Below are 16,935 nucleotides of genomic sequence, written 5' to 3'. Positions count from 1 at the left end.
CAAATTGCATGCCAGTGCCCCAGCATGGATTTTTTGCCCCAAAATCACGCTTGAGAGGGCGTTTTGCCCTTTAAAGCAGAAAAGCTCGCCCTGTTATGTGGCGTCATATCCAATAAATGACCTGTTTTGGTGCGTGCGAAACCTTCTGCACATTAACTGGTTAAACCTTGAGCAATTTCCGCTATAATCCGCGCCCCCCTTTTTCGGCAGGCCATGCGCGCGCTGTTTCCATGAAATTAATCGTAAAAGTCTTCCCCGAGATCACCATCAAGAGTCGACCTGTCCGGACGAAATTTATCCGCCAGTTGGCCAAAAACATCCGCGCCGTGCTCCGTGATCTGGACCCGGTCGTGGTGGTGAACGGCGTGTGGGACAATCTCGAGCTGGAAACCCGTGTTACCGACCCGAAAGCCTTGAAAGAGATGGGTGAGCGCCTGACCTGCATGCCGGGCATCGCGCACTTTCTGCAGATCGACGAGTACCCGCTGGGCGACTTCGACGACATCACCGAAAAGTGCAGGCAGCACTACGGCGATGCGCTGGCCGGGAAAATTTTCTCGGTGCGCTGCAAGCGTGCGGGCAAGCACACGTTCAGCTCGATGGACGTCGAAAAATACGTCGGCAGCAAGCTGCGTCGCGAGTGCGGCGCCGCCGGAATCGACCTGAAAGCGCCGGAAATCGAAGTCCGGATCGAGGTTCGCGACCAGCGGTTGTTCGTGATCCACAGCCAGCACAACGGCATCGGCGGATATCCGCTGGGCGCGCTGGAGCAGACCCTGGTGCTGATGTCCGGTGGCTTCGACTCCACCGTGGCGGCCTACCAGATCATGCGCCGCGGCCTGATGGCGCATTTCTGCTTCTTCAATCTGGGCGGACGTGCCCACGAACTGGGCGTCATGGAAGTCGCGCATTTCATCTGGAAGAAGTACGGCAGCTCCCAGCGCGTGCTATTTGTCAGTGTGCCGTTCGAAGAAGTGCTGGGCGAAATTCTCGGCAAAGTCGATAACAGTCATATGGGCGTAGTATTGAAGCGTATGATGTTGCGCGCTTCCTCCCAAATTGCCGATCGACTGCACATCGACGCACTGGTCACCGGTGAGGCGATCTCCCAGGTGTCGAGCCAGACGCTGCCGAACCTGTCAGTGATCGACTGCGTGACCGAAAAGCTGGTACTGCGCCCGCTGATCGCCAGTCACAAGCAGGACATTATCGACACGGCAATCGAAATCGGCACCGCCGATTTCGCCCGGCACATGCCGGAATACTGCGGCGTCATCTCGGTCAATCCGAAGACCGCGGCCAAGCGCTATCGCGTCGAGCATGAAGAGAAAGAATTCGATATGGCGGTACTCGAGCGTGCGCTCGAAAACGCCAAGCTGGTGCCGATCGATCGCGTGATCGATGAACTGGGCCAGGACTTGCAGATTGAAGAAGTCAGCGAAGCGCTGGCCGGTCAGATCGTCATCGACATCCGTCACCCGGATGCCGCTGAAGACGACCCGCTGGACCTCGCTGGCATCGAGGTACAAACGATGCCGTTTTATGCAGTGAACGCTCGTTTCAAGGAACTGGACCCTACTCGCCAGTACCTGCTGTATTGCGACAAAGGCGTGATGAGTCGCCTGCATGCCCACCATTTGCTCAGTGAGGGGCATGCCAATGTGCGCGTTTATCGACCGAGCTAAGTGCCCGGGGCTGTTTGCCTGTGGCCTGCGTCACCGGCCCCCCGATGCCACCGTCAAGCTGTAACGGCTTTCACGGACGCTACTGTTAATCGCTGCCAAGACTTGTCAGCACACCGAATCCTCTGATCGAGATACACAAGTGATCGAAAATCTACGCAACATCGCCATCATTGCCCACGTTGACCATGGTAAGACCACCCTGGTAGACAAACTCCTGCGTCAATCCGGCACCCTGGAGCGCAACGAGCTCAACGACGAGCGCGTGATGGACTCCAACGACCAGGAAAAAGAGCGCGGTATTACCATTCTGGCGAAAAACACCGCCATCAACTGGAACGGCTACCACATCAACATCGTGGACACCCCGGGCCACGCCGACTTCGGCGGCGAAGTTGAACGCGTTATGTCGATGGTCGACTCCGTTCTGCTGCTGGTTGACGCTCAAGACGGCCCTATGCCGCAAACCCGTTTCGTGACCAAGAAGGCTTTCGAAGCCGGCCTGCGTCCGATCGTGTGCATCAACAAGGTTGACCGTCCAGGCGCGCGTCCGGACTGGGTTCTGGACCAGATCTTCGACCTGTTCGACAACCTGGGTGCCACCGAAGAACAGCTGGACTTCAAAGTCGTCTACGCCTCGGCCCTGAACGGTATTGCCGGTCTGGACCACACCGAAATGGCTGAAGACATGACCCCGCTGTACCAGTCGATCGTCGACAACGTACCGGCGCCGGCTGTTGACCGTGAAGGTCCGTTCCAGATGCAGATCTCCGCACTGGACTACAACAGCTTCCTGGGTGTTATCGGTGTTGGCCGTATCGCTCGTGGTCGCGTCAAGCCGAACACCCCGGTTGTGGCTATCGGTGCCGACGGCAAGAAGCGTAACGGTCGTATCCTGAAGCTGATGGGTCACCACGGTCTGCACCGCATCGACGTTGAAGAAGCTGCAGCAGGCGATATCGTGTGCATCAGCGGTATGGACTCGCTGTTCATCTCCGACACCCTGTGCCACCCGGACACGGTCGAAGCGATGAAGCCGCTGACCGTCGACGAGCCAACCGTTTCCATGACCTTCCAGGTAAACGACTCGCCATTCTGCGGTAAAGAAGGCAAGTTCGTGACTTCCCGTAACATCAAGGAACGTCTGGACAAAGAGCTGCTGTACAACGTTGCACTGCGCGTTGAAGAAGGCGACTCGGCTGACAAGTTCAAGGTTTCCGGCCGTGGCGAACTGCACCTCTCGGTACTGATCGAAACCATGCGTCGCGAAGGCTTCGAAATGGCTGTAGGCCGTCCGGAAGTGATCATCCGTCTGGTTGACGGCGTGAAGCACGAACCGTTCGAAAACGTCACCATCGACCTTCCGGAAGAATCCCAGGGCAAGGTGATGGAAGAGATGGGCCTGCGTAAGGGCGACCTGACCAACATGGTGCCGGATGGCAAGGGCCGTGTACGTCTGGAATACAACATCCCTGCTCGCGGTCTGATCGGTTTCCGTAACCAGTTCCTGACCCTGACCAACGGTGCTGGCATCCTGACCTCGATCTTCGACCGTTACGACGTGATGAAGTCCGGCGACATGTCCGGCCGTCAGAACGGCGTTCTGGTTTCGGTTGAAACCGGCAAGGCACTGACCTACTCCCTGGAAACCCTGCAGGCGCGTGGCAAGCTGTTCGTAGAACACGGTCAGGAAATCTACAACGGTCAGATCGTTGGTCTGAACAGCCGTGACAACGACCTGGGCGTTAACCCTACCAAGGGCAAGAAGCTCGACAACATGCGTGCTTCGGGTAAAGACGAAACCATCGCTCTGGTTCCACCTGTTCGCTTCACCCTGGAACAGGCTCTGGAATTCATCCAGGACGACGAGCTGTGTGAAGTAACTCCTAAGTCCATCCGTCTTCGCAAGAAGATCCTGGACGAAAGCGAGCGTACCCGCGCTGCCAAGAAAGCCAAGGCATAAGATTTAGCCCTGGCTGAACAAAAACGCCCCCGGTCGAGAGACCGGGGGCGTTTTTGTTTGTCTGGGATTTATGCGGTGTTTGTTCGGGCCTCATCGCGAGCAAGCTCGCTCCCACAGTGTTCGAGGTGAACCACAAATTGTGTGAACACCACAGAACCCCTGTGGGAGCGAGCTTGCTCGCGATGGCGGCCGATCAGCCGCCACGGGTTTCAGGAAATATCAGAACCGCTCAATCGACCGCGAATTCCGCTCGCGCTCCACTTCTTTTGGCTTGTACGCGCAATACCCCGGCCGCGGGCCGATTTTCGGGTGATTGCGGCAAGTATCCGGGCGCTTATCATAAATAGTGCACAGACGGCTCTTACGATCCAGGTACAGGCAATCGTTGTTGCTCATGCGCTGGAGGGTAAAGATCCCTGACTTCTGATTGAAGCGTTCGACCAAGCCTTCCTTTTGCAGGCGCTTGGCGATGTTCTTCGGCGGATCACCCAGCTCGAATTCATCGACCACGCCGATGCGGATCAGATCCTTGATCTTGACCTCGACGGGCAGGGTGCAGCAGCTGGACATGCACGAGCCGCACATCGGGGCAGAGTACTTGGCCCAGGTATCGAGGCGATCGATCTCTGCGGCAGCGATCAGGTTCGGCTTCATCATCGTTTGTTACCAGCGTGTGCATCAGGGCGCGCGATCATACCGGGACTGGTGGATTTTTGAACAACCTTTCGCCAGATTTTTTCACGGCCGGCCAATAAACCGCTAATCCGGCACGGCCCCTGCATTGAATCAGGTACACGACAATGTATTGCCGACCCGATTCGCCCTTACAGGAAAAACTGCCGAACCAGAGCCTCTACCGCCTGTCAGACCGTCTAGGCTCAGACAACTCCAAGCTCGCTCGAGGTCCTATCGATGACTCAAGAACCACTTGTTCGCGAAGCAGAGGTGGCCGCATTCCGCGACGCCGTCTTGACCAAACTCACTTATGCAGTGGGTAAAGACCCGGATCACGCCTTCGACCACGACTGGTTCGAAGCCATTGCCCTGGCCGCGCGGGATCACATGGTCGAGCACTGGATGGACCACACGCGGCAGATCTACCGCAAAGGTCAGAAGCGCGTCTATTACCTCTCCCTGGAATTTCTCATCGGTCGGCTGTTGTTCGACAGCCTGAGCAATCTCGGCCTGCTCGACGTGGCCCGCGAAGCCCTGACCGAACTCGGCGTCGACCTTGAGCGCATTCGCATGCTGGAGCCCGATGCGGCCCTGGGCAACGGCGGCCTCGGGCGTCTGGCGGCGTGTTTCCTGGAAAGCATGTCGACCCTCGGCATCGCCGGTCATGGCTACGGCATCCGCTATGAGCACGGGTTGTTCCGCCAGGCGATTGTCGATGGCTGGCAGCAGGAGCAGACCGAACACTGGCTGGATTTCGGCAACCCGTGGGAGTTCGAGCGGCCGGAAGTGGCTTACACCATCGGTTTCGGCGGCGGTGTCGAGACCCTGACCGACGACACCGGCAAATCCCGACAAGTCTGGTCCCCGGCGGAAACCGTGCGGGCGATTGCCTACGACACGCCGGTGGTCGGCTGGCGTGGGGCGAGCGTCAACACGCTGCGCCTGTGGCGTGCCCGGGCGATGGAAGATCTGCACCTGGAGCGTTTCAACGCCGGCGACCACCTGGGCGCCGTGGCCGAAGTGGCCCGGGCCGAAAGCATCTCCCGGGTGCTGTACCCGGCGGACAGCACCGAGGCCGGCCAGGAGTTGCGCCTGCGCCAGGAGTACTTCTTCGTCGCCGCCTCGTTGCAGGATCTGCTGCGCCGCCATCGCAACATGCACACCTCGGTGCTGACCCTGGGCGATCACGCGTCGATTCAGCTCAACGACACTCACCCCTCGATTGCCGTGGCTGAACTGATGCGGCAACTGGTCGACGTGTATGACGTGGCGTGGGATGCCGCGTGGCAGGTCACCGTCGATACGCTGTCCTACACCAACCACACATTGCTGCCCGAAGCGCTGGAAACCTGGCCGGTCGGCTTGATGGAACGCATGTTGCCGCGGCACATGCAGATCATTTACCTGATCAACGCCCACCACATCGACTCCCTGCGGGCCAAGGGCATTCACGACTTCGACGTACTGCGCGCGGTGTCGCTGATCGAGGAAGACAACGGTCGCCGGGTGCGCATGGGCAACCTGGCGTTTCTCGGTTCCCACAGCATCAACGGTGTGTCCGGGCTACATACGCAGCTGATGCGTCAAACGGTGTTCTCCGAACTGCACAAGCTCTACCCGGAGCGGATCAACAACAAAACCAACGGCATCACCTTCCGCCGCTGGTTGTATCAGGCCAACCCCGAACTGACCTCGATGCTGGTCGATGCCTTGGGCTCCGCGGTACTGGACAACCCGGAAGAGCGTTTGCTCGCCCTTGAACCGTTCGCCGAGAAAAGTGCATTCCGCAAGGCGTTTGCCGAGCAACGCCTGCACAGCAAGAAAGCCCTGGCGTACCTGATTCATGAGCGACTGGGCGTGGCGGTCAACCCGGCGGCGATGTTCGACGTGCAGGTCAAGCGAATCCACGAGTACAAACGCCAGTTGCTCAACCTGATGCACACCGTGGCGTTGTACCAGGCGATTCGCGCGGAGCCTGAAATCGACTGGGTGCCACGGGTGAAAATCTTCGCCGGCAAGGCAGCCGCGAGCTATCACCAGGCCAAACTGATCATCAAGCTGACCAACGACATCGCCCGGGTGGTGAACAACGACCCGACCGTGCGCGGCTTGCTCAAAGTGGTGTTCCTGCCCAACTACAACGTCAGCCTGGCGGAGAGCATCATTCCGGCGGCGGATTTGTCCGAGCAGATCTCCACCGCCGGGTTCGAAGCCTCTGGCACCAGCAACATGAAATTCGGCCTGAACGGCGCGCTGACTATCGGTACCCTGGATGGGGCCAACGTGGAAATGAGCGAGCGCATCGGCACCGAGCACATGTTTATCTTTGGTCTCAGCGCGCAGCAGGTGGAGGCGCGCAAACAGAATCATGAGTTCAGCGCGGTGCCGGATATCGCCGCGTCCCATCGTCTGAACGATGTGCTGCAAGCGATTCGTGGTGGGGTGTTCTCGCCGGACGATCCGTCCCGTTACGCCGGATTGATCGATTCGCTGGTGGACTACGACCGCTTCCTGGTCTGCGCCGACTTCGATTCCTACTGGCACGCCCAGATGCGCGTCGAAGCCCATTGGCACGATTCGAAGGAGTGGTGGCGCTCGGCGGTGTTGAACACGGCGCGGATGGGCTGGTTCTCGTCGGACCGGACCATTCGCGAGTACGCCACGGAAATCTGGAAGGCACTGGAGTAGTTTTCAGCCAGAACTGCGAGCAAGGCCCGGTTGTTGACGGGCTGGGTCGATATACTAGGCGCTGGATTACCGGGCGGCAGGGTTGATCAGATTCTGAACACACCACAATCCCTTGTGGGAGCGAGCTTGCTCGCGATAGCGCACTGACATTCAACATTAATGCTGAATGTTATGGCCTCATCGCGAGCAAGCTCGCTCCTACAGGGGGTTGTGGTGTTTTCGCACTAGACTGATCAGACACTGTACCGCTTGGACTTGCCTCATGATGGGGCCGCTTAGGGATATCGACCATGCAATGGATGTTCATGCTGATAGGGCTGGTGCTTGGCTGGATACTCGACGAGTCATTCAGCGATGCGCTGCTGGGCGCGTTATTCGGATTGAGTATCGGCCAGGCCCTTCGCATGGCTCGCATGGACTCGCAGGCAGTCGAGCAGCAGCGTTTGCTGGAGCAGGCGCAGGTAGCGCTGCAGGCGGTCGAGCAACGGCTGGCGCTGCTCGAAGCATCGGGCGTCAAGGCGCCGGAAACCCGCGAGCCACTTGTCTCACCTGAAACCATCCTCGATGAAGCGCCTGCCGCAGCCCCGGAGTTGGTCTGGGAGCTGCCGCCCGAACTCGAGCCGATCGCCGCAGCGGCCACCGAAACCAACCGTTCGCAGCCCGCCGATGCCTGGAAGCCCGAGCCGATCGCTCGCCAGGCACAACCACCTGTCCCTCCGCGCGGCCCGAACCTTATCGATCGCGCCATCAGCCGTGCCCGAGCCTGGTTGTTCGGTGGCAATACCGTGTTGCGGGTCGGCGTGGTGCTGTTGTTCCTCGGCCTGGCCTTTTTGCTGCGCTATGCCACCGAAGGCGTGGTGGTGCCGGTTGAGTTGCGGTATGCAGGCGTTGCGGCGGCGGCCTTGGGGTTGCTCGGGCTGGGCTGGTGGTTACGGGCGCGCAACAGCAGTTATGCGTTGATCCTGCAAGGGGCCGGGATCGCCGTGTTGTACCTGACGGTGTTTGCCGCGATGCGCCTGCATCCGCTGCTCGATCCCACAGCGGGGTTTGGCCTGCTGGTGGCGGTGACAGTCTGTTCGGCGATTCTCGCCATTACCCAGGACTCCCTGGGGTTGGCCGCCGCTGCCGCACTGGGCGGATTCGCCGCGCCGCTGCTGGCCTCCACCGGCGCCGGCAGCCACGTCGCGCTGTTCAGCTATTTTGCCCTGCTCAACGCCGGCATCTTCGCCATCGCCTGGTTCAAGGCCTGGCGGCTGTTGAATGTCATCGGGTTCAGCGGCACCTTCGGCATCGGTTTCGCCTGGGGCCTGCGTTCCTACTCGCCGGAGCAGTTGTGGAGCACCGAGCCGTTTCTGATTTTGTTTTTCCTGATGTACCTGGCCATTGGTCTGCTGTTCGCCCGGCGCAGGCTGCTGGAAATGAGCGATGCACCGGCAGAGAGCAGTCGCGAATCGCTGCTGCAATGGTCGGCGCGCAAGGGCGACTACGTCGACGGCACGCTGCTGTTCGGTCCGCCTCTGGTGGGTTTCGGCTTGCAGTTCGCACTGGTGCAGCATCTGGAGTTCGCTGCGGCGTTCAGTGCCTTGGCGCTGGGCATGATTTATATGGGGCTTGCCCGTTGGCTGATGGCCGGGCGCACGCTGTTGCTGGGGGAAACCTGCCTGGCCTTGGGCGTGATCTTCACCAGCCTGGCGATTCCGCTGGGGCTCGATGCACGCTGGACGACAGCGGCGTGGGCGGTGGAGGGCGCGGGGATCTTCTGGCTCGGCCTTCGCCAGCAAAGGCCCCTGGCCCGGGCGTTTGCCTTGCTCCTGCAACTGGGCTCGGCGCTGGTGTTTCTCAGCGAGCTGCACAACAGCGAGAGCAGCCTGCTCGGTGGTGTACCGCTAGGCGCACTGTTACTGGGCGTTGCGTTGTTGTTCAGCTTCTACCAGTTGCGTAAAGCCTTGCCGGAGCAGATCAGGCCTTGGGAGCTAAAAGGTCTGCCAGTCCTGGCGTGCCTCGGGCTGGCGTTTCTCTATTTGCTGGCGCCGTTGTTTTTCTTCAGCCACGGCACGGTGATCAGTTGGGCCTTGGCCGGGGCGTTGACGTTGTTGGTTGGCTTGCGCCTGCCATCGCGCACATTCGTATTCACCGCGCTCGCTGTGCAACTGTTGGGTGGTGCACTGTTCCTGGTGACGGGGCCGCTGTTCAGTGAAGGGCTGAGTCCCTTGGCTCATGCTGGATTCTGGGCGCCGCTGGTGTTGGGGCTGGCAGCGATGGTCGGGGCATGGCGTTTGCAGATGGGGCATTCGCCCGAAGCATTCGAAGGGCTGAGCCTGTTGCGATTGTCCCAGGCGTTGCTGGTGTGGGGCGCGGGCTGGTGGGCATTGGCCTGGGTCATCGAAGTGCTGCATTTTGCGTCGCTGCCGATGCAGGCGACTTTGTTGTTGAGCATCGCAGCTGTGAGTGTTGCGCTGTGGACGGTGTTGGCGCTGCGCCTGAAATGGCCGTCACTGGGGGTGCTCAGTACGGTGTTGATTCCCGCGGCGGCGCTGGTGCTGCTGGCAGCCTGGCACTCGCGTTACCACCCGGCGGCCAACGTCGGCTGGCTGGCGTGGGCCGCCGTGTTCGTGGTGCATTTCATGTCCCTGCGACGCCTGGCGCCCATGCTGCCAGCACGCGTGACGAGTGTCGCCCATGTGCTCGGCTGTTGGCTGTTGATGGGGGTGCTGGCGCTGGAGCTGCGTTATGGCTTGCTGGTGTTGTCCGAGCAATACAACGCTTGGCGCTGGTTGGGTTGGGCGATTCTGCCAAGTCTGTATCTGGTTCTGATGGCGGCGCCTCGCGCGTGGCCGTGGCCGGTGGCGGCGTACTCGAGGGAATACCGTGTATACGCCGCCGCGCCGCTGGCGTTGCTGATGCTCGGCTGGTTCTGGCTGGCGAATGTCGCCAGTGACGGCAACGCCGAGCCACTGCCCTACGTGCCATTGATCAACCCGCTGGAGCTGGGCCTGTTGTTCGCGCTGTTCGGCATCTATGTCTGGTCCCGCAGCGCCATGACACAACTGGCGCTGTACAAGGATTACGCCGCCATCGCCACGCAAGGGGTCGCAGGTGCCTCGCTGTTCGTGTTCTTTACGGCATTGGTAATGCGTACGGCACACCATTGGAGCGGGGTGCCGTTCGAGCTGGATCTGTTGTTGGCGTCGATGCGGGTGCAAGCCGGGTTGTCCATCGTCTGGACCTTGGTGGCCCTGAGCCTGATGATCGGTGGCCATTTGCGTCGCCACCGCGAAGTCTGGTTGATCGGCGCCGCCTTGATAGGTGTGGTCGTGGCTAAGCTGTTCTTTGTCGAATTGAGTAATCGCGGTGGGCTGGCGCGGATCGTGTCGTTTATCGGTGTCGGCGTGTTGCTGCTGGTGGTGGGCTATTTCGCCCCGCTGCCGCCCAAGCGTGCCGAAGCTGTGCCGGATGTCGAGAAACCGGTCCCGGAATCCGAAGGAGTGTCGTCTTGAGTCAGAAGCTGAACCTGGGTTGGTTGGGCGCTGTTGCCATGGGCGTGGTGTTGTCGGCGGTTGCCCAGGAAAAACCGGCGGACTTCACCACCCAAGTGCCTTTGTCGGTGACGGGCGAAGGGCCCTGGTATCGCCTTGAACTGCCTCTGAACGTACAACTGAATGCACGGCAGGCCGACCTGAGCGATGTGCGTGTGTTCAATGCGGCGGGCGAAGTTCAGGCTTATGCCCTGGCCCGGGAATCGGCGCGGAGCAATGAAGCGCGCACCTTGATCGAGGTGAAATGGTTTCCGCTGTACAACTCGGTGGACGCCACTGAAACCGCGCCGAGCGTGCGGGTGCAATCGAGCACCAACGGCACATTGGTCGAGGTGCAGCCCTCCAGTCAGCTGGAGGCGGGTGAGGAAGAGCTGCGCGGCTGGTTGCTCGACGCTTCGGCTATCAAGGCGCCGTTGCAGCAGTTGGTTCTGGACTGGAGCAGCGAGCGCGACGGCTTCCAGCGTTTCACCATCGAAGCTAGCGACGATTTGCAGCATTGGCAGTTCTGGGGCGAAGGGCAGGTGGCGCGCCTGACCTTTTCCGACGAGCGGGTCGAGCAGCATGAAGTCAACCTGCCGGGCCAGTCGGCACGCTACCTGCGGTTACTGTGGATCACGCCGCATTCGGCACCGACACTGACTTCGGCGCAACTACAGAGCGCCAGTACCCGCAGCCTGCCGCTGCCGTTGGTCTGGTCCCAAGGGTTGACCGGCAGCAGCGTGAAGGCGGGTGAATACACCTGGCAGTTGCCGATGGGGCTGAATGTCGAGCGGGTGCAGGTCGAGTTGAGCCAGCCCAACAGCCTGGCGCCAGTGAGCCTGGCCGGCCGTCGCGACAGCAGTCTGCCATGGCAGTCGTTGGGCAGCGGTTTGCTCTATCGCCTGGCCCAGAGCGGTCAGGATGTGGTGCAAAACGAATTGCAGTTGTCCGGGCAAATCGTCCAGCAATTGAAGCTGACCGTGGACGAACGCGGTGGCGGCCTGGGTGAGCGGGCGCCGACGCTGAAGTATGCCGTGCGTGCCACACAACTGGTGTTCCTGGCGCGCGGGCCTGGGCCTTACACGCTGGTCGTGGGGAATTCGACGGCGAAGGCGGCGAACTTGCCGCTGTCGACGCTGATTCCGGATTACAGCCCGGCGAAGCTCGCGACCTTGGGCAGGGCCATTGTGGATGTCGGGGCGGTGGTCTCGAATGCATCGACAGAGAAAACGCTGGCGACGACGGACACCCAGTGGAAGAAGTTCGGCTTGTGGGCGGTGTTGTTACTCAGTGTCCTGTTCCTGGCGGCGATGGCGTTCAGTCTGCTGCGCAAACCCTCTGTCAAATCCTGACAATGGGCGCTACGCACCCAATCGCGAGCAGGCTCGCTCCCACAGTTGGAACGCGTACCCCTGTGGGAGCGAGCCTGCTCGCGAAAGCGTTCGTTCAGTCACTGAAAAATACCGAAATGACCGCAGTTTCCAGGCTCACATCCAGTCCATTTCCTACTACGCTCATCCCCGCACATGAACTCTCTTTGGCCGATCACGTCTGATAGGAGGAAATGCGCCCCGACTCGCGTTAAACTGCGCGGGTTTTTAGCCCCCCCATTCCACCGGAGCCTTCCATGTCCCGCGTTACCTTGAGTCGCTATTTGATTGAGCAGACCCGCAGCAACAACACTCCTGCCGATCTGCGCTTCCTGATCGAAGTGGTGGCGCGTGCCTGCAAGGAGATCAACCACGCCGTGTCCAAAGGCGCCCTGGGTGGCGTTCTGGGCAGCATGGGCACTGAAAACGTCCAGGGCGAAGTGCAGAAAAAGCTCGACGTGATCTCCAACGAGATCCTGCTCGAAGCCAATGAATGGGGCGGTCACCTGGCCGGCATGGCGTCCGAAGAAATGGACAACGCCTACCAGATCCCGGGCAAATACCCGAAAGGCGCGTACCTGCTGGTATTCGACCCGCTGGACGGTTCCTCGAACATCGACATCAACGCCCCGGTCGGCACCATCTTCTCGGTACTGCGTTGCCCGAACGAATACCTGAGCCAGAACGAGCCCTTGAATGAGAAGGCTTTCCTGCAGCCAGGCACCCAGCAAGTGGCCGCCGGTTACGCGATCTACGGCCCGCAGACCATGCTGATCCTGACCCTGGGCGACGGCGTGAAAGGTTTCACCCTGGACCGTGAGATGGGCAGTTTCGTACTGACCCACGAAAACATCACCATTCCTGAAACCACCCAGGAATTCGCCATCAACGCTTCCAACCAGCGTCACTGGGAAGCACCGGTACAGCGCTACGTCAGCGAATTGCTGGCCGGCGATGAAGGCCCGCTGAAAAAGAACTACAACATGCGCTGGGTTGCCGCGATGGTGGCTGACGTGCACCGCATCCTGACCCGTGGCGGTCTGTTCATGTACCCACGCGACAGCCGCGAGCCGTCGAAGCCGGGCAAACTGCGCCTGATGTACGAAGCCAACCCGATGTCGTTCCTGGTGGAACAGGCAGGCGGCGCGTCCACCGACGGCCACCAGCGCATCCTCGACATCCAGCCGGAAGGCCTGCACCAGCGTGTTGCGGTGTTCCTCGGTTCGAAAGAAGAAGTTGCCCGCGTCACGGCTTACCACAAGGAATAAACCATGACCGCGCCCTGGCAGCCGTTGCTTGATTGGTGGTTCGGAAGTTTCGGGTCAGCGAAGGAAGTGGCGGCGCAGAAGGGCAAGTTGTGGTTTGGCAAGCGCGACAGCCAGGACCACGAAGCGCGCGAGCGTTTCGGGGGCCAGGCCGAGCAGGCACTGGCCGGCGGATTGACCGAGTGGATGCAATGTCCCGAAGGTTGGCTGGCCCTGGTGCTGTTGCTCGATCAAATCCCGCGAATGATCTTTCGCGATACTCCCAAAGCATTCTCCGGCGATTCCCGCGCACAGAAATTGGTAGCCCAAGGTATTGCGGCGGATTTCGATCGCCAGTTGCAGCCGATTCAGCGGGTGTTCATCTATCTGGTGTTCGAGCACAGCGAAAACCTCGCGGTGCAGAACGAAGGTGTCTCGCGCTATATCGAACTGGTGGCGCAGCAGCCTGAAGGTGACCGAACGCTGTTTGCCGATTACCTGGATTACGCCGAGCGGCATCAGAGGGTGATTGCGCAGTTTGGGCGGTTTCCCCATCGCAATGCGGTGTTGGGGCGGGAGTCTACGGCTGAGGAGTTGGCGTTTCTCTCAAAGCCGGGCTCCAGGTTCTAGTTTTTTGTTGTTGCTGATGCCGCCATCGCGAGCAAGCTCGCTCCCACAGTAGATCTCCAGTGCGACAAAGATCCCTGTGGGAGCGAGCTTGCTCGCGATGAGGCCAGTGGCTACGCCTTAGATCCTGAAACTACCCACCAGCTGCTTCAACCGCGCCGCCTGCTGTTCTAGATCGGCACACGCACGCAAGGTCGACTGCAGGTTCTCCACGCCTTCCTGGTTCAGCGTGTTGATTTCGGTGATGTCGACGTTGATCGACTCCACCACGGCGGTCTGTTCCTCGGTCGCGGTGGCCACCGACTGGTTCATGCCATCGATCTCCCCGATGCGCTGGGTCACGCTGCCCAGGCGTTCGCCCGCCTGGTTGGCGATGCCGACGCTGCTTTCGCTCTGGCGCTGGCTGTCGGTCATGATGCCCACCGCTGCCCGGGCACCGACTTGCAGCTCTTCGATCATCGTCTGCACTTGCTGCGCCGAGTCCTGGGTGCGGTGAGCGAGGTTGCGCACCTCATCGGCCACCACGGCAAAACCACGACCGGCCTCGCCAGCGCGGGCCGCTTCAATGGCGGCGTTGAGTGCCAGCAAGTTGGTCTGCTGGGAGATGCTGGTGATCACTTCCAGGATCTGCCCGATGTTGACCGTGTTGCTGTTGAGGGTCTCGATGTTGCCGCACGAGTCGCTGATCTTGGCCGACAGTTGCTGCATCGCCGCGATGGTTTTATCCACCACCTGTTGACCGTCTTCGGCCAGGCTGCGGGCATCGCTGGAATGTTGCGAGGCGAGGGCGGCGTTCTGGGCGATTTCCTGGGCGGCGGCACCGAGCTGGTTGATCGCCGCGGCCACGCTGCTGGTGCGCGAGGCTTGCTGGTCGGAATTGAACATCGACGAGTTCGAGGCGGCGACTACCCGCAGCGCCACTTCGTTGACCTGGCCGGTGGCCGAGGATACTTCGATGATCGAGGTATGGATGCGCTCGACGAAACGGTTGAACGACAGCCCCAGCGCGCCGAATTCGTCGTGGCCGTGAATGGTCAGGCGCTTGGTCAAGTCACCTTCGCCTTCGGCGATGTCATGCATGGCGCGCCCCATGGTCAGCAACGGTTGCATCAACAGGCTGATCAGCATGCCCAGCAGGGCGATGATGATCACCACCGCAATGACCATGGCGATGATCGCCGAGGTGCGGAATTCGCTGAGCATCGAGAACGCGGTTTCCTGGTCGAGCACCAGCGCTACGTACCAGTCCGCCGATGGCACGCCGTTGACGTGGGTGAAAGAGATGAACTGACGCTTGCCGTCGATCTCGACTTCCTTCATGCCCGGGCTGACTTTCGGCGCACCGTTGGGGTAGGCCTCGGTCAGGTTCTTGAGCACCAGCTTACTGTCCGGGTGAATCAGGATCTTGCCGTCGGCACCGACGATGAACGCATGGCCGTGACCGCCGAAGTTCAGCGAGTTGATGATCGCGCTGACACTGGACAGGTCGATGTCGGCGCCGGCGACACCGATCATCTGGCCCAGGTGCTGCACCGGGGTGGCGACTGTGATCACCAGCTTGCCGGAGGAGGCGGCGATGTAGGGTTCGGTGACGATGGTCTGTTGCGCACTATTGGCCGCCTTGTACCAGCCACGGGCGCGCGGATCGTAGTCCGCCGCGCGGTTGCCCGCCGGGACCGAGAACATCACGCCGTCGGCGCCACCGAAGTAACTCAGCTGGAAGTTGCCGGTGTAGGCGGGCAGGTCGATGATTCGTTTCAGGCCAGCGGGAGCATTGCCGTCGGCGTTGATCTGTTGGGCCATCGACTGCAGCAATTGCATGCGGCTTTCCAGCCAGGTCTGGATGTTGCTGGTGGTCAGGCTGCCGAGTTCCTGCATCGAGGCTTCGGTACTGTTGCGCAAGGTTTCGCGTTGGCGATAGTCGTTGAACAGGATGAAACAAGCGAATGCGACGGCCACCACGAGGGCGGCAGCCAGCAATATCTTGTGGCTGAACTTCATGTTTCTGGTCATGGGTGAGCTACCGCAGAGGGGCTGTTCTACAAAATGGGGGAGCAAATGCCACTGACGTGGCTTTGCGTTGCATTTATGTCGACTGAGCGGCGCCAAAGATTAGGCGAATTCTCTGAAAAACGACGAAATGCCCGGTAAACAGGCAAAGTGGCTGATTTTCGGCAAAAGGTAGACGAGTGGCCCGATAAATAGCCTGCCGGGCAGGGAACCTGACAGGGGTTTTCTCTTCTAAGCTTCAGCTTGGCAGCCATGCCAATCCCCTACGCCCCCGGAGTTTCACCATGTCGTTGCGTTCCATCGCCCTGCTTTCATTCTGCGTATTGCTCGCTGCCTGCAGCAAGGTCAATCAGGAAAACTACTCGAAGCTCTCTGCCGGCATGGCCAAGGCCGATGTGGAGACCCTGTTGGGCAAACCCGCCGATTGTTCAGGCGCGCTCGGCATGTCCAGCTGCACCTGGGGCGACAAGAACAGCTTTATCAGCGTGCAGTTCGCCGGTGACAAAGTGCTGATGTTTTCCGGCCAAGGCCTGAAGTAAACCGGGGCGATCGCCCACGGGAGAAAAATAATGAAGCGGTTATTGATCATCCTTTTTGCCGGCCTGGTGTTGGCCGGCTGTGCCACGTCTGGCCAGGACCCATTGGCCCCCAAGACGGTCAATAGCGTCAACCTCAAGCGCTACCAGGGCACCTGGTACGAGCTGGCTCGTATGCCGATGTACTTCCAGCGCGACTGCGCGCAGTCCGAAGCCCATTACACGCTCAAGCCCGACGGCAACCTCGCAGTGCTGAACCGCTGCCTGACGGCACAGTGGCAATGGGAAGAGGTCAAGGGCACGGCTTATCCACAGGTGCCCGGCAAGAGCGACAAGCTGTGGGTCGAGTTCGATACCTGGTTTTCCAGGCTGATCCCGGGTTCGGCGAAGGGCGAATACTGGGTGCTGTACGTCAGCGATGACTACAAGACCGCCATCGTCGGTGACCCGAGCCGCAAGTATCTGTGGCTGTTGTCGCGTACGCCGACCGTGAACGGTGTGGTGCGTGAGGAGTTGCTGAGCAAGGCACGTCAGCAGGGGTATGACACCACGCGGCTGATCTGGCGGGCCTCGGAAAAGCAGATGGCCGAGACGTCCAACTGATTACAGATAACACTGTGGGAGC

Annotated in this window: 11 protein-coding genes and 1 pseudogene; 9 read left to right on the top strand and 3 right to left on the bottom strand. The window is 60.4% G+C overall.

Annotation, left to right across the window (positions count from 1 at the left end; translation table 11 throughout):
- Positions 1-230 precede the first annotated feature (230 nt).
- Complete coding sequence (thiI, locus tag KW840_RS12325) at positions 231-1,685, top strand: tRNA uracil 4-sulfurtransferase ThiI (protein ID WP_090452611.1); 1,455 nt, start codon at positions 231-233, stop codon at positions 1,683-1,685.
- A 139-nt stretch (positions 1,686-1,824) separates the two neighbouring features.
- Positions 1,825-3,645, top strand: coding sequence for a translational GTPase TypA (gene typA, locus KW840_RS12320; RefSeq protein ID WP_057712399.1), 1,821 nt, complete (start codon positions 1,825-1,827; stop codon positions 3,643-3,645).
- 219 nt (positions 3,646-3,864) lie between these two features.
- Here typA and KW840_RS12315 read toward each other — a convergent pair whose 3' ends face one another.
- Positions 3,865-4,302: a YkgJ family cysteine cluster protein gene (locus KW840_RS12315; protein ID WP_007970630.1), complete on the bottom strand. Its 438-nt coding sequence runs from the start codon at positions 4,300-4,302 to the stop codon at positions 3,865-3,867.
- A gap of 255 nt (positions 4,303-4,557) precedes the next feature.
- Between KW840_RS12315 and KW840_RS12310 the strand changes: the two genes are divergently transcribed.
- The 5 genes from KW840_RS12310 (at position 4,558) to KW840_RS12290 (ending at position 13,767) form a co-directional block, all read left to right on the top strand.
- Positions 4,558-7,008: a glycogen/starch/alpha-glucan phosphorylase gene (locus KW840_RS12310; protein WP_218495275.1), complete on the top strand. Its 2,451-nt coding sequence runs from the start codon at positions 4,558-4,560 to the stop codon at positions 7,006-7,008.
- Between the two features lie 290 nt (positions 7,009-7,298).
- Positions 7,299-10,505 (top strand): DUF2339 domain-containing protein, encoded by a 3,207-nt coding sequence (locus KW840_RS12305; protein ID WP_218495274.1) that lies wholly within the window; start codon positions 7,299-7,301, stop codon positions 10,503-10,505.
- Positions 10,502-11,875: a DUF3999 domain-containing protein gene (locus KW840_RS12300; RefSeq protein ID WP_218495273.1), complete on the top strand. Its 1,374-nt coding sequence runs from the start codon at positions 10,502-10,504 to the stop codon at positions 11,873-11,875. Before KW840_RS12305 ends, KW840_RS12300 begins: the two co-directional genes overlap by 4 nt.
- Positions 11,876-12,150: 275 nt before the next feature.
- The gene (locus KW840_RS12295; RefSeq protein WP_150811990.1) at positions 12,151-13,161 is read left to right on the top strand and encodes a class 1 fructose-bisphosphatase; all 1,011 of its coding nucleotides are present in this window, start codon (positions 12,151-12,153) and stop codon (positions 13,159-13,161) included.
- A 3-nt stretch (positions 13,162-13,164) separates the two neighbouring features.
- Positions 13,165-13,767: a DUF924 family protein gene (locus tag KW840_RS12290; protein WP_218495272.1), complete on the top strand. Its 603-nt coding sequence runs from the start codon at positions 13,165-13,167 to the stop codon at positions 13,765-13,767.
- 117 nt (positions 13,768-13,884) lie between these two features.
- Here the strand turns inward: KW840_RS12290 and KW840_RS29000 are convergent, their stop codons facing one another.
- Positions 13,885-14,649: a methyl-accepting chemotaxis protein gene (locus KW840_RS29000; protein ID WP_371318464.1), complete on the bottom strand. Its 765-nt coding sequence runs from the start codon at positions 14,647-14,649 to the stop codon at positions 13,885-13,887.
- A 93-nt stretch (positions 14,650-14,742) separates the two neighbouring features.
- Positions 14,743-15,765 (bottom strand): annotated as a pseudogene (locus tag KW840_RS28995) (cache domain-containing protein); the annotation flags it as partial.
- 293 nt (positions 15,766-16,058) lie between these two features.
- On the opposite strand from KW840_RS28995, the gene KW840_RS12280 reads away from it, so the two are divergent.
- Complete coding sequence (locus tag KW840_RS12280) at positions 16,059-16,313, top strand: hypothetical protein (RefSeq protein ID WP_007975531.1); 255 nt, start codon at positions 16,059-16,061, stop codon at positions 16,311-16,313.
- A 30-nt stretch (positions 16,314-16,343) separates the two neighbouring features.
- Positions 16,344-16,913: a lipocalin family protein gene (locus KW840_RS12275; protein WP_057712393.1), complete on the top strand. Its 570-nt coding sequence runs from the start codon at positions 16,344-16,346 to the stop codon at positions 16,911-16,913.
- Positions 16,914-16,935: the final 22 nt, after the last annotated feature.

It is taken from the genome of Pseudomonas sp. PDM30 (genome assembly GCF_019218985.1).
GTDB lineage: Bacteria > Pseudomonadota > Gammaproteobacteria > Pseudomonadales > Pseudomonadaceae > Aquipseudomonas > Aquipseudomonas jessenii.
This window is presented reverse-complemented; position numbering and strand designations above follow the sequence as displayed.

What these genes read in the sequence shown, in the direction of transcription:
- KW840_RS12295 (WP_150811990.1), top strand. Translation starts at nt 12,151, where the DNA reads ATGTCCCGCGTTACCTTGAGTCGCTATTTGATTGAGCAGACCCGCAGC.
- KW840_RS12280 (WP_007975531.1), top strand. Translation starts at nt 16,059, where the DNA reads ATGTCGTTGCGTTCCATCGCCCTGCTTTCATTCTGCGTATTGCTCGCT.
- KW840_RS29000 (WP_371318464.1), bottom strand. Translation starts at nt 14,649, where the DNA reads ATGTTCAATTCCGACCAGCAAGCCTCGCGCACCAGCAGCGTGGCCGCG.
- KW840_RS12310 (WP_218495275.1), top strand. Translation starts at nt 4,558, where the DNA reads ATGACTCAAGAACCACTTGTTCGCGAAGCAGAGGTGGCCGCATTCCGC.
- KW840_RS12290 (WP_218495272.1), top strand. Translation starts at nt 13,165, where the DNA reads ATGACCGCGCCCTGGCAGCCGTTGCTTGATTGGTGGTTCGGAAGTTTC.
- thiI (WP_090452611.1), top strand. Translation starts at nt 231, where the DNA reads ATGAAATTAATCGTAAAAGTCTTCCCCGAGATCACCATCAAGAGTCGA.
- KW840_RS12315 (WP_007970630.1), bottom strand. Translation starts at nt 4,302, where the DNA reads ATGATGAAGCCGAACCTGATCGCTGCCGCAGAGATCGATCGCCTCGAT.
- KW840_RS12305 (WP_218495274.1), top strand. Translation starts at nt 7,299, where the DNA reads ATGCAATGGATGTTCATGCTGATAGGGCTGGTGCTTGGCTGGATACTC.
- KW840_RS12275 (WP_057712393.1), top strand. Translation starts at nt 16,344, where the DNA reads ATGAAGCGGTTATTGATCATCCTTTTTGCCGGCCTGGTGTTGGCCGGC.